Origin of the sequence: Sphingopyxis sp. H050 (assembly GCF_001468265.1) — a bacterium.
GTDB lineage: Bacteria > Pseudomonadota > Alphaproteobacteria > Sphingomonadales > Sphingomonadaceae > Sphingopyxis.
On record NZ_LNRZ01000012.1, the window covers coordinates 38,462 to 55,389 of the forward strand.

Below are 16,928 nucleotides of genomic sequence, written 5' to 3' on the forward strand. Positions count from 1 at the left end.
TGGAAAAATATTAGGCCGAGTATATGAAAAACAGCACTAGCACAGTCGATCTGGATGACTTCGATCGCAAGATCCTCGCGATCCTCGGCCGCGACGGGCGGATCACCTATACCGACCTCGCGCAACAGGTCGGGCTGTCAAAGACGCCGTGCCAGCAGCGCGTGAAACGGCTGGTCGAGAAGGGGCTGATCACCGGCTTTCGCGCGATCGTCGATCCAGCCAAGGTCGGCCTCGACCATGTCGCCTTTACCGAGGTCAAATTGTCCGACACGCGGGAGGACGCGCTGCGGCAGTTCAACGCCGCGGTGCGGCAGATTCCCGAGGTCGAGGAATGCCATATGATCGCAAGCAGCTTCGACTATCTGCTGAAGGTGCGTACCCCGGACATCCGCCGCTACCGCATCGTGCTGGGCGAGAAGATTTCGAGCCTGCCGCATGTCGCGAGCACATCGACCTTCGTGGCGATGGAGACGATTTTGGAGTCGGCGCGCTAGAATATTTCACGCGGAGGCGCGAAGGCGCGAAGCCACAAAAAGGACTGTCCCTCATCCGCTTATGCTGAGCTTGTCCAAGCACCGCTCTTATTTTTGACGCAGAAAGAAAGAAGAGCCCCCTTCGACTACCTTGCAGGCGCTCAGGACAGGCTTCGACAAGCTCAGGGCAACGGAGATGGGAAACTCTTCGCGCCTTTGCGCCTTTGCGTGAAACAAACCGGCGTGACTTTGCGCCAATGCGCTACCTGAACTGCTCGCGCAAGAAATCGACCGACCGACCGGCATCCTCTAGCCGCGCGGCGCCGAGCAGGCGGTTCCAATAGGTCTCCGACCCGTCAGCCATCCGCCATTCGTGAAGACGGCGCGTGTAGAGCTGGAGGTCATATTCCTCGCTGATCCCGATCGCGCCGTGGACCGCGTGCGCGGTTGCGGCGAGGCGCGCGGCGGCGGCGCTGGTGACCGACTTGGCGGTTGCGACGGCGACAAGGCTGGGCGGCAGGCCGCCCGCGCAGCCGAGCTGCGCCGCGATGCGGCATGCGACCATATCCTCGGCCATCACCGCCATCTGCTGCTGGAGCGCCTGCTGCTTGCCGACCGGCTTGCCGAACTGGACGCGTTCATTGGCGTAGGCGGTGGTCATCGTGGTGAGGCGATCGGCTGCGCCCGCGATGAGCGCGGCGCGGAGGATCGCGGCGATAGCGCGCAGGCCACCTGCAGGCGCCCCGGCTACGGGTTCGCCGAGGGCGGGGTTCAGGCGCAGCGCGGTGCTGCCGAACACCCCGGTCGGCGCGCCATCGGCGACAACCAGATAGAGCCGGCCGTCCTTTTCGATCAGCACATGGTCCGCGACGCGACCGAAGGGCACGACGACCTCTCCGCCGGCGCTCGCCGTTGCCAGCGCGATCGGGCCATCGGGCGCGTCGGCCAGCAACGCGCGCGCGATCATCGTTTCGCCGACGGGGAGCGGCGCAGCGTGGCGGCCGAGCGCCTGCCACAGCGCGCCGACTTCGGCGAGCGGCAGGCCTGCGCCGCCGCGCTCCTCGGACACGAGCGCGTCGAGGAAGCCCGATTCGGCGACGCCGTTCCACAACGTGTCGCCGGGTTCGCCCGCCTCGATCGCGCGCACCGTCACGGGCGGCGACAGCGCCTCGAGCATCCGTTCGAAAGGGTCCAGAAATTCGCTCATCACCGTAACCCCATGCCACGTGCGATGATGCCGCGCAGGATTTCGCGCGTTCCGCCGCGCAGCGAGAAGCTCGGCGCCACATGAGTGACGTAGAGCAGGGTGCGATAAAGCTCGGCATCGACCGGTTCGTCGGGATAGGCCGCAAGGTCGTCGCCGATCGTGAGCGGTAGCTGCTGCTCGAAGGCGGTGCCGAGGTCCTTGACCAGCGACGCCTCGGTCACCGGGCTCTCGCCCGCCGCGAGCCGCGCGGTGCAGGCGATCGACATCGCGCGCAGCACGCCGAGGCGCGCGGTGAAGTCGCCGACCAGCGCGAGCGTCGCCGGATCGTCGCGGCCGGCCGCCTGCAGATGCCGGATCCAGGCGTCGAGCAGCACGACGCTCGAATAGATGCGCTCGGGCCCGCTGCGCTCGAAGGCGAGTTCGGCGGTGACCTGTTTCCAGCCCTCGCCCTCCGCGCCGATCAAGGCATCGGGGGGAAGATCGACATTGTCGAAGAAGACTTCGGCGAAATGCGCATCGCCCGACAGGTCGCGGATCGGCCGGATGGTGACGCCCGGAGCCTTGAGGTCGATGATCAACTGCGACAGGCCGGCGTGACGGTCCTCGGCGCTGCCCGAGGTGCGAAGCAGCGCGATCATATAGTCGCAGTGGGGGGCGCCGCTGGTCCAGATCTTCTGCCCGTTGACGCGCCAGCCGGTTGCCGTCCGCTCCGCACGGGTGCGGACGCTGGCGAGGTCGGAACCCGATCCCGGCTCGCTCATCCCGATGCAGAAGAAGATTTCGCCCTTTGCGATGCGCGGCAGATAGGCTTCGCGCTGCGCGTCGTTGCCGAAATTGAGGATCAGCGGCGCGCTCTGCCGGTCGGCGATCCAGTGCGCCGCGACCGGCGCGCCGACCGCCAGCAATTCCTCGACGACGACGAAGCGCGCGAACGGCCCGCGCTCGTGCCCGCCATAGCGTTTGGGGAGGGTCAGGCCGAGGAACCCGGCTTCGCCCAGGCGCCAGCTAAACGCCGGGTCATAGCCCTGCCACGAGCGGGCGCGGCGATCGGCGGCCGCCGCGGCGGCGGCTTCGTCCGCAATGGCGCGGATCGCGGGCCGGATCGCCTCGTCGGCGTCCGGCAGGCTGGCGAGGCTGAGCGTATCGAACACCGGCATCCTTCCCCATCATCTTGTACCAAAGCCGCTATTGCGCCTTGGCGGGCGCGACAAGCTGCTTTTTGTGAGAGCCGCGGCGGGAAGGATTGACCGGGGCCGCGCGAGACGGCAAAGGCGGCGAAGCCGTGCGGGTGTAGCTCAATGGTAGAGCAGAAGCTTCCCAAGCTTACGACGAGGGTTCGATTCCCTTCACCCGCTCCAGCTTTCGCACCGCGGAATTACGGTGCTGCCTGTCCGGGCCGAACCTACCCCTCGACCGCCGCCTCGACCTTCACCGACTGGTCGATCAACCGGATCTCGCGATAGGCGGTGAGGAAGGCGATGTCGGCGGCGTCGCGGCCGACGCAGATGCGCGCCGCCTCGGTCGGCTTGCTCATCCCCGTCGCGTCCACCATGTGCCAGTCGCCGTCCAGATAAACTTCGGCGATGGCATGAAAATCCTGCGGCTTCACGCCGAGCGCATAGACGCTCGCCATGCGCGCGGGGATATGCGCGGCGCGCGCCAGCGCGATCATCACATGCGCATAGTCGCGGCAGACGCCGCGCCGCTCGACGAAGCTTTCGAGCGCGCCGGTGTCGACGGTGCTGGCGCCCGCGACATAGGTGAAGCGGCTCTCGATCCAGTCGCGCATCCGCGCGATTTTCTCGCCGCCTTCGAGCTCGCCGAAGCGGCGCTCGACGAAGGCGTGGAACTTGTTCGACGGGCAATAGCGCGATTCGTTGAGATAGGGGACCGCCGCGGCGGGCAAGCGGTGGAGCGGCACGCCGGCCAGCGTGGCGATGTCGACCGCCGGCCGATCGATCGCGACGCGCGCGCGATAGTCGACGCGCAGCGTCCCCGACCCTTGCAGCCAGATCGGTTCGCACGTCCCGTCGGCGGCCGGAACGCGCGCCACATATCCGGGATCGCCAAGATCGAGCGACGTCTGTTCGACATGCTGCCCATGCGCGTTCGCCGCCTCGATTTGCAACATCAGGTCGACGGGTTCGGGCAGCCGATAATTTAGGGCAGCGGAAATTTCGAGTTTCATCTATCGCCAACGCACAGAAGGGGGATCGGTGCCGCTAATGACAGTCGGGGGAAATAACAAGTGACGCCCGCGCGCACGATACCGTTCATCGTCGTCACCATCTTCATCGACGCGATCGGTTTCGGCATCATCATGCCGGTGCTGCCGCAACTCGTCATGGAGGTGGGCCGGATCGACCTGCCGCAGGCAATCGAGATCGGCGCCTGGATCGGGCTGGTCATGGCGGTCGCGACCTTCCTCGCCTCGCCGGTGCTCGGCAATCTGTCGGACCGTTTTGGGCGGCGCCGCGTATTGCTTCTCTCGCTGGGCGGGCTGACCGCCGACTATGTCCTGCTGACGGTTGTGAACACCTTGCCCTGGCTGTTCGTCGCCCGCGCGATCTCGGGGATTTTCGGCGGGAGCTATGCGGCGGCGCAGGCCGCCATCGCGGACGTGACAAAGCCCGAGGATCGCGCGCGCAATTTCGGTTTCGTCGGCGCGGCGTTCGGGGTCGGCTTCGTCGTCGGCCCGGCGATCGGCGGCTTCCTGGGCGAGGTCAGTCCTCGCGCGCCCTTTGTCGCGGCCGCGATTCTTGCTGCGGCGAACATGCTCTATGGCCTGATCGTCTTTCCCGAGACGCTGCCCGCCGCGCGCCGCCGCCCGTTCGACTGGCGCCGCGCGAACCCGCTTGGTGCGCTGAAGACAATGCGCAGCCTGCCCGGTATGGGCGGCGTCGCGGGGGTGCTGGTGCTGTGGCAGATCGCGAGCCTCGTCTATCCGATGACGTGGAGCTTTTATTGCATCGCGCAGCTTGGCTGGACCCCGGGGATGATCGGGGCAAGCCTCGCCGCGGTCGGCGTGGCGATCGCCGTCGGGCAGGCATTCGTCGTCGGCCCCGCGGTCGCGCGCTTTGGCGAGCGCGATGCGGCGACGCTCGGCATCCTGATCGCGGTTATGGTCTATGTCGGTTATGCCTTCACGACCTCAACGCTCGGCGCCTTCCTCCTGCTGATCCCGGTTGCGTTGCAGGCGCCGGTGCAGCCGTCGCTGATGGCGATGATGTCGCGCCGCGCGACGCCCGAGACGCAGGGCGAGGTGCAGGGGATTTCGGCGATGGCGATGGGGCTTGGCCAGCTGGCGGCGCCGGTCCTGCTCACCGGAACGATGGCTCATTTTACCGCGAAGACTGCGCCGGTGCATTTTCCCGGCGCGGCGTTCATCGTCGCCGCGATCTTTGGCCTACTCGCGGTCGCAATGCTGCGGCGGTTGCCGCCCGCCGAGCAGTCGGCCGGTCAGATCCCGCCGTCGGTCACCGCATAGCCCGCGGCCTCAAGGCCCGCCGTCAGCATCCGGGCGCACGCCGCGACCGCTTCGCCATCGGTCGAGCGGACGACGAAGTTCGCGCCGACTTTGCCGTCGCGGAAGAAAGGATAGCTGCCGATCGCGACGCCGGGATGATCCTTCTCGCCCTGGCGGAGCAGGTCGGCGACCTCGCTTTCGGGCGCCCAGGCGCCGATCGTCTGCGCGACGAGCGGCGCGCCACCCTCAAGCTGGCCGGTCAGCGCGTCGAGCATGCCTGCGGTGATGTGCGGCACACCGGCCATGATGAAGAGATTGCCGAGGCGGATGCCCGGCGCGCCCGACATGCGGTTCGGGATCAGGTCGGCGCCGTCGGGCACGCGCGCCATGCGCAGCCGCGCCTCGGTCAACTCGATGCCGCGCCCGCTGTAATAGCGTTCGAGAATCGCGCGCGCCTCCGGGTGAATGACGACCCCGACGCCCAGCGCCTTCGCGACCGCATCGACGGTGATGTCGTCGTGCGTCGGGCCGATGCCGCCGGTGGTGAAAACATAATCGTAGCGCGCGCGGATCGCGTTCAGTGCATCGACGATCTCCTCCTCGACGTCAGGGACGATGCGCACTTCGCGGAGGCGTATCCCCTGCACGTCGAGCCAGGTCGCGATCTGCGACACGTTTTTGTCCTGTGTTCGGCCGGAGAGAATCTCGTCGCCGATCACCAGCACGGCGGCGGTCCAGATGCGTTCGTCGCTCATCGCTTTGCCTTAGCCCGCTGGCATGACAAAACAAGCCCGGTGGCGCATGCACCATGTTCCTGATATGTTCGCATTCGACTCGAAATCGAAGGGAGAGACGCGATGGCCGACGAGCTGATTTTCTATACCAACCCCATGTCGCGCGGGCAGATCGTCCGCTGGATGCTTGAAGAGGTTGGCGCGCCCTATGAGACGAATATCCTTGGCTATGGCACGTCGATGAAGGACGACGCCTATCTGGCGATCAACCCGATGGGGAAGGTTCCGGCGATCGTCCATGATGGCAAGGTCGTGACCGAATGCGCGGCGATCTGCGCCTATCTGGCCGACGCCTTTCCGTCGGCGGGGCTGGCGCCCGCGGCGGCCGACCGCGCCGATTACTACCGCTGGATGTTCTTCGCCGCAGGACCGGTCGAGCAGGCGATCACCGCGAAGCATTTCGGGATCGAACCCGACGCCGACCAGCAGCGCTCGGCGGGTTTCGGGACACTCGAGCACGCGCTCGACGCGCTCGAAAGCGCGGTGGCGGGCAAGGCCTTTGTCGCGGGCGACCGCTTCAGCGCCGCCGACGTCTATGTCGGCAGCCAGGTCGATTGGGGACTGCAATTCGGGACCATCCCATCGCGACCGGCGTTCGAGGCCTATGCGGCTGGGCTGCGCGAGCGCGCGGGGTACAAGGCGGCGAAGGCGATCGACAATGCGCTGATCGCCGAAATGCAGGCGGCGAGTCCGGCCTAAGGCAGCGCCTTCAGCAGATCGATCGCGAGCGGAGCGAGGCGCTTGATCTGCGGGTCCTGCGTCTCGGCCGCGCTGATATAGATTGCGCTCGCGAAGGCGGTCGTGTTGTGGATGGCCGCCAAGCCTGCGTCGCCAGCATAAGCATCCTTCCAGCGCGCGCCCGTATCCGGATGGAGCGTCTTGAACCACGCCGCCCACGCGGCATCGTCGATGTCAGGGCGCTTGGCGAGGAAGAGCACGGGCCGCGCAAGGCGCGCCGATTCGCCGTGGTGGTAATAGGGTGACGCCGCCGGCGCGACCTGCGACGCGATGGCGCCGAGCAACAGGTCGGCGTCTGCCTGCGTCAAGCGCGGGTTGAGTGCGAGCTGGAGCGCGAGGTCCGATCCATGCGCAACACCGTGCCGCCAGCCTTCGCCCGGCACGACGCCGCGATAGTCGGTCACGCCGCGCAGATAGGCCGCGCCGGTCCGGGCAAGCGTGTGCAGTTCGGCGTCGGTCATCCAGGCCCCGATCCGGTCGGCGCGCGCGACCTCTGACAGCACCAGCGCGGCGAACGGTCGGCGAAAGCCCGCGGCATCCTCCGGCGCCGCGACCATTCCGGTCAGCTGCGCCAATGCGTGGCGCATTTGGGCAGCAGACAGGTGGCGGCCGCGCAGCCCTTCGGACCAGAGCGTGAAGGCAAAGCCGTCGCGCACCGCTGGATCAGGATCGCCGAGACACGCCGCCAACGCCTCCAGATCGCCAAGGCGCGCCTTCGCGAAAAATGGGATGGCATAGGCCTTCAGATCGCCGTCGGCGGGCCGCGCCACCACGCAGATCGGCGCGGCCTCGGCGGCGGCGGGCGACGCGGTCAGCATGATCACCGCGACAATTATCCCGGCATCACGCATGCGTGGCCCCTCCCCATAAAAAGAGCCCGGCGAATTGCTCCGCCGGGCTCCTGTTTGTCGTTCCTTGTCCGTCCGCTTATTCGCGGTTGCCCAGCAGGTTGAGCAGGAAGGTGAACATGTTGACGAAGTCGAGGTAGAGCGTCAGCGCGCCCATCACCACCGACTTGCCGACAAAGTCGGTCCCGCGGACATAGAAGTACATGCTCTTGATCTTCTGCGTGTCATAGGCGGTGAGGCCTGCGAACAGCAGCACGCCGATGACGCTGATCGCGAGGCTGAGCGCGCTCGACTGCAGGAACAGGTTGATCAGCATCGCGACGAGGATGCCGACGACACCCATGATCAGGAAGGTGCCGAATCCCGACAAATCCTTCTTGGTCGTGTAGCCGTAGAGGCTAAGCCCGATGAACGCCGCCGCGGTGGCGAAGAAAGTCGTCGCGATCGAGGTGCCCGTGAAGGCGATGAAGATCGTCGACATCGACAGACCCATCACCGCGGCATAGACCCAGAACAGCGCCTGCGCGGCGCCGGTCGACAGCTTGTTGATCCCGAAGCTCAGCACCAGCACGAAAGCCAGCGGCGCGAGCGCCACCACCCACATCAGCGGGCTGCCGACCATCGAGGCGGTGAAGCCCGAGTTATACGCCAGCATCGCGACGATGCCGGTCAGCAGCACGCCCGAGCCCATATAGTTGTAAACAGACAGCATGTACGACCGCAGGCCGGCATCGACGGCCTGATCCATCGCGCTCGCGCTGCCTGGGAAGCCGGACGCCGCCATATTGGGGTCGTTCCAATTAGCCATTTTCATCTCCATCACCGGCCAGACGATACCGGCCGTAGCGATAATATCGGGATATTCGCGCTTTGTTTCAAGCGAAACCGGAAAAGGCCGATTGATATGCCGTGGCGCGGGTCCGTGAAATGCCTATGCTGCCCTCGCCATGTCCACGCACCGCCTGTTCGTCGCCCTGCGCCCGCCGTTCGCCATTCGCGAGCGGCTGATCGCGGCGATGCACGGCATATCGGGCGCGCGCTGGCAGGATGACGAACAGCTTCACCTGACATTGCGCTTCATCGGCGAGGTCGATCACCACCGCGCCGAGGACATCGCCGCCGCGCTCGGCAGCCTTCATGCGCCGGCGATTGCGGCGCGAGTCGCCGGGGTCAGCCTGTTCGAGCACAAAGGTCAGCCGCATATGGTGTGGGCGGGGGTCGAGCCGGTCGAGCCGCTCGCAGCGCTGCACCGCAAGGTCGACCAGCTGCTTCGCCGCGTCGGCTTGGCGCCCGAAACACGGGCGTTCGTGCCGCATATCACGATGGCGCGGCTCAACCGCGGTTCGGGGCCGGTCGCGGCGTTCCTCGCGCTGAACAGCGATCTCGCCAGCCCGCCTTTCACCTTCGGCCATGTCACCCTCTATGAAAGCGAGATGGGGCATGGCGGTTCGCGCTATCATCCCGTCGCGCGCTATCCCCTCGCCGAAGCCACGAGCGCCGCGGCAACCGCGCCGACATCGTCCCACGTCGCGCCGAAGCCTTCATCGGCGCCGTAATAGGGGTCGGTGACGCTTTCGCCTTCGCGGCCGGGCACGAGATCGAGCATCAGCTTCAGGTCCGCGGTCGCGTCGGGCGGGCGGATCGCCAGCGCGTCGCGCAGGTTGGTCTCGTCGGCAGCGAGGATCAGGTCGAAGTCGGTGAAGTCGCTGCGCCGCAGCTGGCGCGCGCGGAGGTCCGATATGTCGGCGCCGCGACGCCGCGCCTCCGCTTGGGCGCGGGGGTCGGGTGCGTGGCCGACGTGCCAGTCGCCGGTGCCCGCCGAATCGAGCCGCGCGTCGATGCCGGCTTCGGCGAAGGCCGCGCGCGCCGCACCCTCCGCCAGCGGCGAGCGGCAGATGTTGCCGAGGCAGAGGAAGAGGATCGCAATTTGGCTATCTTCGCGCATATCGCCTCCCTCATGCCCAAAGGTGAACCGACTTTCAACTTGCGCCGCCCGGCGGCTCTGCTAGCGATGGCGTATAACGATAACGGGTCAGGGAGAGGGTTGCCAGATGGCCGATAGCGCGCGCGAGACGTCCATAGTCGCCGAGCCGAAGGCGACGGGGTATAGCTGGTACGTGCTGTTCGTGCTGGTCGTCGTCTATATCCTCAATTTCATCGACCGGCAGATCCTGAGCATCCTGGCAGTCGATATCAAGGCCGACCTCGGCCTGACCGACAGCGACCTCGGCTTCCTGGGCGGCGCGGCCTTTGCGGTCTTCTATGCGCTGTTCGGCATCCCGCTCGGCCGGCTCGCCGACAATTGGAACCGCAAGAAGCTGCTGGCGATCGGATTGACCCTGTGGTCCGCCATGACCGCGCTGTCGGGCTTCGCGCAAACGCAGCTGACGCTGACGCTCGCCCGCATGGGCGTCGGCGTCGGCGAAGCGACCGCCAGCCCGACCGCCTATTCGCTGATTTCGGACTATTTCCCCAAACGCCAGCGCGCCACCGCGCTCGCCATCTATTCGTCGGGGCTCTATATCGGGGGCGGGGTGTCGCTGCTGATCGGCGCGAAGATCGGGCAGGTGTGGAACCAGACCTGGCCCGATGGCGGCCCGCTCGGCCTCGTCGGCTGGCAGGGCGCATTCCTCGCGGTGGGCATACCTGGCCTGCTGATCGCGCTGTGGGTCTCGACGCTGCGCGAACCCGCGCGCGGTGCGATGGACGGCGTTCCCAGCCCCGTTTCCCCCACCCCTTTCCGCAGCTTCGTGGGCGACCTGTCGAGTATCGTCCCGCCCTTCACCCTGCTCGGCGCGTGGGAGCGCGGGCCGGTGGCGCTCGCGATCAACCTGGCGGTCGCGGCGCTCGCCGCCGCCGCCGCGTGGCTGATGATCGGCCTGACCGGCAACCTGCCGCAATGGTCGGCGATCGCCTTTGGCTATTATGCGGTCTTTTCCTGGGCCTGCACGCTGAAGGCGCGCGATCCCGCGACCTTTCGCCTGATCTGGGGCACGCCCGCCTTCATTTGCACGACCTTGGGATATAGTTTGGTGTCGCTGGTCGCCTGGGCGCTGGGCTTCTGGTCGGCGCCCTATGCCGAGACCGTGCTGCACCTGCCCAAGCAGCAGCTGGCGTTCGTGCTAGGCGCCAATGGCGCGCTGGCCGGTTTCTTGGGCGTGATCATCGGCGGCCGGGTGGCCGACGCCTTGCGGGCGCGCCATCCGGCGGGCCGCATCGGGGTGATCATGTTCGGCGTCGTCGCGCCGATCGTGCCGATCTGGATCGGCTATACCACCGACAATGGCACGCTTTTCTATGCGATGAACTTCCTCGCCGGGATGTTCGGCGCCGCGGCGCTGGGCGCGGCCGCGGCGACCACGCAGGACCTGGTGCTGCCGCGAATGCGCGGCACCGCGACGGCGGCCTTCTTCCTCGGGACGACGCTGGTCGGCCTCGCCTTCGGCCCCTATATGGTCGGGCAGATCTCGGACCTCGCCGGCACGGTCGTCGACGGCAAGCCGGTCGGCGACCTGCGCACGGGTATCTTGTCGCTGATCGCCGTCGCACCGATCGCGCTCGGCCTTCTCATCTACGCCTATCGCACGGTGCCGCGCGCCGAGGCGACCCTCGGCGAGCGCGCGCGGGTTTGAGGACCTAGCGACGCGGCCTTGGGGCGAAGTATGGCCCGAATATTGTCGTCATGCTGAACGTGTTTCAGCATCGATAGGCTGCGCCCGGATTTGACGGTCCGCCAGAGGAAACGGCGGTCCATGGATCCGGAAACATGCTCAGGATGACGATGTCATAGGAGGCTATCCTGCCGCGGGCAGCTCGATCACGCCGCACGCGACGCGCGCGCCGCTGTTGCCGCTGGGGTCGGTCTTGAGGTCGTCGGGACCGGCGTGGATGATGAAGGCGGCGCCGTCGGCGTCGATCAGCCCGCCCTCGCCCGAGAGGCGCGTGCCGACGAGCTGGAGCGTCGCGCGGCCGATCGCGTCGGGCTCGATGACCAGATTGGGCAGATCGCCATGATGCGCGCCCAGCGGATTCTCGCGGCCGTGCTGGGCGTTCGTCGGGTTCCAGTGCGGACCCGCGCTGGTGAAATCGGGCGCGTCGCAGCGGCCGACGGCGTGGACATGCATCCCGTACGTGCCCGGCGCGAAGCCGCGCGCAACGAGTTCGACGCGCAGCCCCGTCGTGGTCTTGTAGAAATCGGCACGGCCGCGGTCGGCGCCGCGCGCGTCATAGAGCTGCGCCGAGGCGTCGGCGGCGGGCAGTTTCTTCGCCGATCCGCCGCCGCCCATGCTGGCGCAGCCGCCGAGCGCGAGGGTGCCGAGGGCGACGAGGCCGAGAGCGATGCGCGTGTTCATGGTGTCTTCTCCATCCGGTTCAGGGTCATAACGCCATCGGCGCCGATTTCGATCCGGCGCGATGATGCCGTCGGTTCGCCGGGGTTCCAAGCCCGGCGTGCAAGAAAATTTGGACGGCGCCGCCGCGCGCCCTATCGTGACGCCCCGTCGCAGGACATCCGCATCGCTTTGGGAGGCCCGGCCATGACGCCAATCATCACCGCTTTCGAGGCCTCGCCCGACGAGGGACAGGGGCTGGCGCGCGACATGCCGGTGCGCTGGGCGTTCGAGGAAGTCGGCCAGGCCTATGACGTGCGGCTCGTCTCGTTCGCGGCGATGAAAGAAGCGGCGCACCGGGCGCGGCAGCCGTTCGGGCAGATCCCGACCTATGAGGAGGATGGGCTGGTGCTGTTCGAATCGGGGGCGATCGTGCTGCACATCGCGAACCGCCGGCCGGGTCTGCTGCCCGAAAATGCCGACGCCCGCGCCCGCGCGATCGCGTGGATGTTTTCGGCGCTGAGCAGCGTCGAGCCGGTGGTGGTCGAGCGCGAGATCGCCTTTTTCACCGAGCGCGACAAACCCTGGTACGCCGAGCGGGTGCCGATGATCGAAGCGCGTATCCGCGCGCGGCTCGGCGAATTGTCGCGCTATCTGGGCGACGCCGAGTGGCTCGACGGCGCTTTCGGCGCGGGCGACCTGATGATGGTGACGGTGCTGCGGCGGCTCAGCGACACCGACCTGCTCGAGGCGTTTTCGAACCTCGCGGCTTATGTGGCCCGCGGTGAAGCGCGACCGGCGTTCAGGCGGGCGTTCGAGGCGCAGCATCGGGTGTTTCTGGCGGCTTCGGGGAAGGCGTGAGGCCTGCTTTTGGGGTGGTTAGCTGCCGTTCCTTTATCCGTCATCCCGGCGAAGGCCGGGATCTCGCCGGTGCGTAAACCCGAGAGGGTGAGATCCCGGCCTTCGCCGGGATGACGATGATATAAATTCCTCCCTGTCGCGAAGCGATGGGGAGGGGGAGTGGTGGTGGAGCCGCGACGCTGCGCCAACGCCCCTCCGTCAGCGCTGCGCCAAAGGCGCAGTTTATCCTGGGCGCCTGCGAGGCAATCGAAGCGCGCTGCCACCTCCCATGGCTGCGCCACAGGGACGATCGATGTCCACAGGCCCTTCGGGACAAATTATCGCCATAAGAAAAGGGCCGCGGATTGCTCCGCGGCCCTGTCCTGTACGCGTTTTCCGATCAGCGATCAGAAGACGCGGGCATATTGTTCGTTGCCGACGAAGCCGAGCTTGCCGACGCCGCTACGCTTGACCACCGCCATCACATTGTCGACGACGAAATAGCGCGCATAGGGGTCCGGCTGGACCTGCAGTTCGGGTTCGACCGGCAGCGCCTTGGTCTGTTCCAGATATTGCGCGAGCTGCGCGAGGTCGACCGGCGTGCCATTCCAGGTGATCGTCCCCGCGGGGTCGATCATCACCTTGTTCTTTTCCGGATCGACGTTGTTCTTTGCGTCGGTCGGAACCGGCAGGTCGATCTTCACCGCGTGGGTCTGGACCGGGATGGTGATGATGAACATGATGAGGAGCACGAGCATGACGTCGATGAGCGGCGTCGTGTTCATGTCCATCATCGGTTCGTTCTCGTCCCGATCTCCAACGGCCATGGACATAGGATTATTCCTTCATTCCTGAGCGGACCGCCTTAGAGGCGGCCCAGCGTGCCCGAGCCAGGAGCGGGTTCCGAAATGAACCCGATCTTCTGGAAGCCGGCATATTGCATCGTGTAGATCACGCCGCCGATGCACTGGTACGGCGTGTTGATGTCGCCGCGGATGTGCACTTCGGGGAAGTTATCTTCGGTGATATTCTGGATACCGCCGATGTCTTCGATAAGCTGTTCCAGCTTTTTCTGACCGCGCTCGAGAAGCTGGCGCGAATCGACCGGGGTCTGGCCCCAATAGACTTCGCAACCCGTGCTTTCGGGGTTGGGTTCGCCGTCGCCATCGGTGTCCGACGAGCGGACCGACAGAAGCACGTTTTCGGGCTTCGTCGTCGTCGGCTCGAACACCACGCTCGGCAGCTTGAGGTTCACCGTCTCCAACACCACGGGGACCGTGATGAGAAAGATGATGAGCAACACAAGCATGATGTCCACGAGCGGGGTCGTGTTGATCTCGGACATCGGGGCATCTTCGCCCTTTGCGCCTGAACTCATCGCCATAGGATTAGCATCCTGTCACTAAATTAGCGTCATGGAACGGGACGGTGCGCCGATAAGCGAACGTCCCGTCCAGCGAACCCCCGCACCGTGCCGGCACGGGGGGCCGCAAGACCTTACTTCTTCGGCGCAGCAACCGGAGCGGCGGCCTTGGCCGGCGCCGCGGTCACGACCGGCTTCACCTGGCCACCCGACATGATCGAGCCGAGCACGTCGTTCGAGAAGGTCGACAGGCGGCGGGCGATCGCCTTGTTGCGGCTCTGCAGCCAGTTGAACGCGAGCACCGCGGGAACCGCCACGATCAGACCGATGGCGGTCATGATGAGCGCTTCACCGACCGGACCGGCGACGGTGTCGATCGAGGCCTGGCCCGACGCGCCGATCTTCACGAGGGCGCGAAGAATACCGATAACGGTCCCGAACAGGCCGACGAACGGCGCCGTCGAACCGACGGTCGCGAGGAAGGCGAGGCCGCCGTTGAGCTTCGAGTTGATGTGGTTCTGCGAACGCTCGAGCGTGCCGTGCATCCAGTCGTGCGCTTCGACGGGGTCGGTCAGCTTGTTATGCTCTTCGTTGGCGCGCAGGCCGTCTTCGACGACCTGGCGATAGGCGCTGTTCTTTTCGAGCTTGGCCGCACCGTCGGCGAGCGTCGGGGCGCGCCAGAAATTGGCGTCGACCGCCTTGCCTTGGTTGATGACCTTATTCTGTTCGAACAGCTTGGTGAACAGGATGTAGAGCGTGCCGATGAACATGATCAGCAGGACGAGGAACGTCACCTGCGACACGATGCCGCCTTCGCACAGCGCGGGGACGAGACCATAGGGGTTCGTGCCCTCTTCCTTGACGCACATCGAAGCGGGCATCAGGCTGAGACCACCTTCGCCGTGGGCGGCTGCCGGCGCCGCAGCGGCGGCATTTGCGATCAGATTAAACATGCTGGTTATTCCCTCTCAAAAATCGAAATAGAAAAACTGTGGAATTGCCGGGGATCGCCGCGCCTTAGCGCGGAATCTGCCAGCGAATGCGGTTGCTGTACGTACCACCCGTGGGGTTGCCGGCGCGATCCTTGCCCGGATTGAAGCGACCACGGCGCGTGATCAGCTTGCAGGTTTCGGCGTCGAGGTCGGCATGACCCGAAGACGAGGTGACGTCGCACGACGTGATGCGGCCGTCGGCGCCATAGGTGACGCGGAAGCCCGTCGTCCCTTCGCGCTCTTCGCGCATGGCGCGGGCCGGATAGTCGTCGTTCGTCGCCCAGCGGCCGGGATTGCCCTTCGGCGTGCCGGCGGCGCTCAGATCGGGTGCCGGCGGTGCTGCCGGAGCCGCTGGCGGAATGTAAACAGGCGGCGGCGGGGTCGGCGGCGCTTCGCGGACCGACTGGATCGCAGGCGCGGAAACCGGCGGCGGGAACGGCGACGGCGGCGTCACGACCGGCGGCGGCGGCGGCAGCTTGTTGTCCGGCGGCGGCGGCGGAGGCGGTTCCTCCGGCGGCGGCGGCTCTTCGACGTCCACCACGTCCAGTTTTTCGGCAAGCTTCTTGACGATACTGATATTCAGGCCGTTCACCAGGCCGTAGCCCAGAACTGCCGTGAAAAGACCAACCAAGACAACTGCCACTACCCTATTTTTAGGGTCGACATTATCACCATAAGCCATTCAGGGACGACGCTCCTTGCTAGATCATCCTGACACCAAATCCATGACCGACGGGTTCGGTTGCCAAATGCCCGGATGATTTCCGATGCGCTTTCACAGACCCGGCGGCGTCGCAACCGGCTTTATTATGGTCTTGCCGGACGCTTCGTCGCACGTCCTATCGCGGTGGCGGCACATTCGCAAACCCTTTATCAGCGGTTAATGTCCGCTTCCCCATGACGGGGTTTTGGCGCCTGTCCGGCGCATTTGTACAAGGAAGGTGGTTCGATCATGCGTGCGCTTATCCCGGCTACGGCCCTCGCCCTTGCTGGCCTAAGCATCGGTATTTCCAGCGTTTCCGCGATGCAGGCGCCGACACCGGTGGCGACGCCCTCGCCCTACAGCTACGCCGATATCGCCGATCTGGCGACGATCGCGCCGATGGCGATCCACGCCCGCATCTACAAGACGGCGGCGCTCAAGCCGGAGCAGGCGCCGGGGCTCAAGGCGGGGCAGGCGCGACTCTATGTCGAGGCCGACGTCGTCGGGCTGATTCGCGGCCAGGGGCCGCTGGCGGCGCGGATCAACTATCTCGTCGACCTGCCGCTAGATGCAAAGGGCAAGGCGCCGAAGCTCAAGAAAAAGACGCCGGTGCTGATCTTCGCGCGGCCCGTCGCCGGGACCGCGGCGGGCACGAACAGCACCGCGAGCGTGCGACTCGTCGCGCCCGATGCGCAGCTGCCGTGGGATCCCGCGACCGACGCGCGGCTGCGCGCGATCCTGACCGAACTGGTCAAGCCCGGCGCCCCGCCCGCGATCACCGGCATCGCCAACGGCTTCCATGTCCCCGGAACCTTGCCGGGCGAGGGCGAGACGCAATTGTTCCTCGACACCAGGACCGGCGAGCCGGTGTCGCTGACCATCCTGACCGCGGCCGACGGGACGCGGCGCTGGGCCGCGGCCTTCGGCGAGATCGTCGACGGGTCGGCGGCGGTGCCGGCGCGCGACACGCTCGCCTGGTATCGCCTTGCCTGCGGCCTGCCGCGCACGCTGCCGCTTGCGAAGCTGGGCGGGACGGCGCCCGAGGATCGCAAGAAGGCGGCGTCGGACTATGGCGTCGTGCTCGGCGCGCTCGGCGAGTGCACGCGGACGCGGACGCCGCCGGCGGGATAAAGGCGCGCGGCTCTTGTTTCGTCGCGAAAAGCCGATAGGGGCGCA

The 16,928-nt window shown here is 66.5% G+C and carries 19 protein-coding genes and 1 tRNA gene; 8 read left to right on the forward strand and 12 right to left on the reverse strand.

What is annotated here, in order from left to right; genetic code table 11:
• Window positions 1-23: 23 nt before the first annotated feature.
• Window positions 24-494 carry an Lrp/AsnC family transcriptional regulator gene (locus ATE67_RS19185; RefSeq protein WP_058818246.1) on the forward strand — a complete coding sequence of 157 codons (471 nt, stop codon included), beginning with the start codon at window positions 24-26 and terminating at the stop codon, window positions 492-494.
• A 241-nt stretch (window positions 495-735) separates the two neighbouring features.
• On the opposite strand, the gene ATE67_RS19190 is transcribed toward ATE67_RS19185, so the two are convergent.
• Entirely contained in the window at window positions 736-1,680 is a 945-nt protein-coding gene (locus ATE67_RS19190; RefSeq protein ID WP_058818247.1) for an acyl-CoA dehydrogenase family protein, read from the reverse strand.
• Window positions 1,680-2,831 (reverse strand): acyl-CoA dehydrogenase family protein, encoded by a 1,152-nt coding sequence (locus tag ATE67_RS19195; RefSeq protein WP_231728235.1) that lies wholly within the window; start codon window positions 2,829-2,831, stop codon window positions 1,680-1,682. The genes ATE67_RS19190 and ATE67_RS19195 overlap by 1 nt, the downstream gene beginning before the upstream one ends.
• Window positions 2,832-2,964: 133 nt before the next feature.
• Here ATE67_RS19195 and ATE67_RS19200 point away from each other — a divergent pair.
• Window positions 2,965-3,038, forward strand: a tRNA-Gly gene (locus ATE67_RS19200).
• A gap of 44 nt (window positions 3,039-3,082) precedes the next feature.
• Here the strand turns inward: ATE67_RS19200 and ATE67_RS19205 are convergent.
• A complete protein-coding gene (locus tag ATE67_RS19205; protein WP_058818249.1) occupies window positions 3,083-3,868 on the reverse strand; it encodes a transglutaminase-like domain-containing protein in 786 nt (261 codons plus the stop codon).
• Between the two features lie 60 nt (window positions 3,869-3,928).
• Here ATE67_RS19205 and ATE67_RS19210 point away from each other — a divergent pair, with 60 nt between their 5' ends.
• Window positions 3,929-5,167, forward strand: coding sequence for a TCR/Tet family MFS transporter (locus tag ATE67_RS19210; RefSeq protein ID WP_058818250.1), 1,239 nt, complete (start codon window positions 3,929-3,931; stop codon window positions 5,165-5,167).
• Here the strand turns inward: ATE67_RS19210 and ATE67_RS19215 are convergent.
• Entirely contained in the window at window positions 5,140-5,901 is a 762-nt protein-coding gene (locus ATE67_RS19215) for a competence/damage-inducible protein A (protein ID WP_058818251.1), read from the reverse strand. The two genes, ATE67_RS19210 and ATE67_RS19215, sit on opposite strands and share 28 nt — an antisense overlap.
• 102 nt (window positions 5,902-6,003) lie before the next feature.
• On the opposite strand from ATE67_RS19215, the gene ATE67_RS19220 reads away from it, so the two are divergent.
• Window positions 6,004-6,639, forward strand: coding sequence for a glutathione S-transferase family protein (locus ATE67_RS19220; protein WP_058818252.1), 636 nt, complete (start codon window positions 6,004-6,006; stop codon window positions 6,637-6,639).
• Here the strand turns inward: ATE67_RS19220 and ATE67_RS19225 are convergent.
• Entirely contained in the window at window positions 6,636-7,529 is an 894-nt protein-coding gene (locus ATE67_RS19225) for a DUF2785 domain-containing protein (protein WP_058818253.1), read from the reverse strand. The two genes, ATE67_RS19220 and ATE67_RS19225, sit on opposite strands and share 4 nt — an antisense overlap.
• Window positions 7,530-7,605: 76 nt before the next feature.
• A complete protein-coding gene (locus tag ATE67_RS19230) occupies window positions 7,606-8,334 on the reverse strand; it encodes a Bax inhibitor-1/YccA family protein (RefSeq protein WP_058818254.1) in 729 nt (242 codons plus the stop codon).
• A 139-nt stretch (window positions 8,335-8,473) separates the two neighbouring features.
• Between ATE67_RS19230 and thpR the strand changes: the two genes are divergently transcribed.
• Window positions 8,474-9,082, forward strand: coding sequence for an RNA 2',3'-cyclic phosphodiesterase (thpR, locus tag ATE67_RS19235; protein WP_058818255.1), 609 nt, complete (start codon window positions 8,474-8,476; stop codon window positions 9,080-9,082).
• On the opposite strand, the gene ATE67_RS19240 is transcribed toward thpR, so the two are convergent.
• Window positions 8,998-9,471: a low molecular weight protein-tyrosine-phosphatase gene (locus tag ATE67_RS19240; protein WP_058818256.1), complete on the reverse strand. Its 474-nt coding sequence runs from the start codon at window positions 9,469-9,471 to the stop codon at window positions 8,998-9,000. The genes thpR and ATE67_RS19240 overlap by 85 nt on opposite strands.
• 106 nt (window positions 9,472-9,577) lie before the next feature.
• Here ATE67_RS19240 and ATE67_RS19245 point away from each other — a divergent pair, with 106 nt between their 5' ends.
• Window positions 9,578-11,158: a spinster family MFS transporter gene (locus tag ATE67_RS19245; RefSeq protein ID WP_058818257.1), complete on the forward strand. Its 1,581-nt coding sequence runs from the start codon at window positions 9,578-9,580 to the stop codon at window positions 11,156-11,158.
• A gap of 162 nt (window positions 11,159-11,320) precedes the next feature.
• Here ATE67_RS19245 and ATE67_RS19250 read toward each other — a convergent pair whose 3' ends face one another.
• A complete protein-coding gene (locus ATE67_RS19250; protein WP_058818258.1) occupies window positions 11,321-11,878 on the reverse strand; it encodes a superoxide dismutase family protein in 558 nt (185 codons plus the stop codon).
• 183 nt (window positions 11,879-12,061) lie between these two features.
• Between ATE67_RS19250 and ATE67_RS19255 the strand changes: the two genes are divergently transcribed.
• Entirely contained in the window at window positions 12,062-12,715 is a 654-nt protein-coding gene (locus tag ATE67_RS19255) for a glutathione S-transferase family protein (protein WP_058818259.1), read from the forward strand.
• A gap of 386 nt (window positions 12,716-13,101) precedes the next feature.
• Here the strand turns inward: ATE67_RS19255 and ATE67_RS19260 are convergent, their stop codons facing one another.
• From ATE67_RS19260 to ATE67_RS19275, 4 genes are all read right to left on the reverse strand, one after another.
• Window positions 13,102-13,527 carry an ExbD/TolR family protein gene (locus ATE67_RS19260; protein ID WP_058818260.1) on the reverse strand — a complete coding sequence of 142 codons (426 nt, stop codon included), beginning with the start codon at window positions 13,525-13,527 and terminating at the stop codon, window positions 13,102-13,104.
• A 32-nt stretch (window positions 13,528-13,559) separates the two neighbouring features.
• The gene (locus tag ATE67_RS19265) at window positions 13,560-14,078 is read right to left on the reverse strand and encodes an ExbD/TolR family protein (RefSeq protein ID WP_058818261.1); all 519 of its coding nucleotides are present in this window, start codon (window positions 14,076-14,078) and stop codon (window positions 13,560-13,562) included.
• 113 nt (window positions 14,079-14,191) lie between these two features.
• Complete coding sequence (locus tag ATE67_RS19270; protein WP_197411999.1) at window positions 14,192-15,010, reverse strand: MotA/TolQ/ExbB proton channel family protein; 819 nt, start codon at window positions 15,008-15,010, stop codon at window positions 14,192-14,194.
• A gap of 64 nt (window positions 15,011-15,074) precedes the next feature.
• Window positions 15,075-15,731, reverse strand: coding sequence for an energy transducer TonB (locus ATE67_RS19275; protein ID WP_058818262.1), 657 nt, complete (start codon window positions 15,729-15,731; stop codon window positions 15,075-15,077).
• Window positions 15,732-16,001: 270 nt separating this feature from the next.
• On the opposite strand from ATE67_RS19275, the gene ATE67_RS19280 reads away from it, so the two are divergent.
• On the forward strand, window positions 16,002-16,883 hold the full coding sequence (locus ATE67_RS19280) for a hypothetical protein (RefSeq protein ID WP_082660513.1): 882 nt from the start codon (window positions 16,002-16,004) through the stop codon (window positions 16,881-16,883).
• The last annotated feature ends 45 nt before the right edge of the window (window positions 16,884-16,928 follow it).

What these genes read in the sequence shown, in the direction of transcription:
- ATE67_RS19205 (WP_058818249.1), bottom strand. Translation starts at nt 3,868, where the DNA reads ATGAAACTCGAAATTTCCGCTGCCCTAAATTATCGGCTGCCCGAACCC.
- ATE67_RS19270 (WP_197411999.1), bottom strand. Translation starts at nt 15,010, where the DNA reads ATGTTTAATCTGATCGCAAATGCCGCCGCTGCGGCGCCGGCAGCCGCC.
- ATE67_RS19275 (WP_058818262.1), bottom strand. Translation starts at nt 15,731, where the DNA reads ATGGCTTATGGTGATAATGTCGACCCTAAAAATAGGGTAGTGGCAGTT.
- thpR (WP_058818255.1), top strand. Translation starts at nt 8,474, where the DNA reads ATGTCCACGCACCGCCTGTTCGTCGCCCTGCGCCCGCCGTTCGCCATT.
- ATE67_RS19260 (WP_058818260.1), bottom strand. Translation starts at nt 13,527, where the DNA reads ATGTCCATGGCCGTTGGAGATCGGGACGAGAACGAACCGATGATGGAC.
- ATE67_RS19265 (WP_058818261.1), bottom strand. Translation starts at nt 14,078, where the DNA reads ATGGCGATGAGTTCAGGCGCAAAGGGCGAAGATGCCCCGATGTCCGAG.
- ATE67_RS19190 (WP_058818247.1), bottom strand. Translation starts at nt 1,680, where the DNA reads ATGAGCGAATTTCTGGACCCTTTCGAACGGATGCTCGAGGCGCTGTCG.
- ATE67_RS19225 (WP_058818253.1), bottom strand. Translation starts at nt 7,529, where the DNA reads ATGCGTGATGCCGGGATAATTGTCGCGGTGATCATGCTGACCGCGTCG.
- ATE67_RS19185 (WP_058818246.1), top strand. Translation starts at nt 24, where the DNA reads ATGAAAAACAGCACTAGCACAGTCGATCTGGATGACTTCGATCGCAAG.
- ATE67_RS19215 (WP_058818251.1), bottom strand. Translation starts at nt 5,901, where the DNA reads ATGAGCGACGAACGCATCTGGACCGCCGCCGTGCTGGTGATCGGCGAC.
- ATE67_RS19230 (WP_058818254.1), bottom strand. Translation starts at nt 8,334, where the DNA reads ATGGCTAATTGGAACGACCCCAATATGGCGGCGTCCGGCTTCCCAGGC.
- ATE67_RS19220 (WP_058818252.1), top strand. Translation starts at nt 6,004, where the DNA reads ATGGCCGACGAGCTGATTTTCTATACCAACCCCATGTCGCGCGGGCAG.
- ATE67_RS19245 (WP_058818257.1), top strand. Translation starts at nt 9,578, where the DNA reads ATGGCCGATAGCGCGCGCGAGACGTCCATAGTCGCCGAGCCGAAGGCG.
- ATE67_RS19240 (WP_058818256.1), bottom strand. Translation starts at nt 9,471, where the DNA reads ATGCGCGAAGATAGCCAAATTGCGATCCTCTTCCTCTGCCTCGGCAAC.
- ATE67_RS19280 (WP_082660513.1), top strand. Translation starts at nt 16,002, where the DNA reads ATGCGTGCGCTTATCCCGGCTACGGCCCTCGCCCTTGCTGGCCTAAGC.
- ATE67_RS19250 (WP_058818258.1), bottom strand. Translation starts at nt 11,878, where the DNA reads ATGAACACGCGCATCGCTCTCGGCCTCGTCGCCCTCGGCACCCTCGCG.
- ATE67_RS19255 (WP_058818259.1), top strand. Translation starts at nt 12,062, where the DNA reads ATGACGCCAATCATCACCGCTTTCGAGGCCTCGCCCGACGAGGGACAG.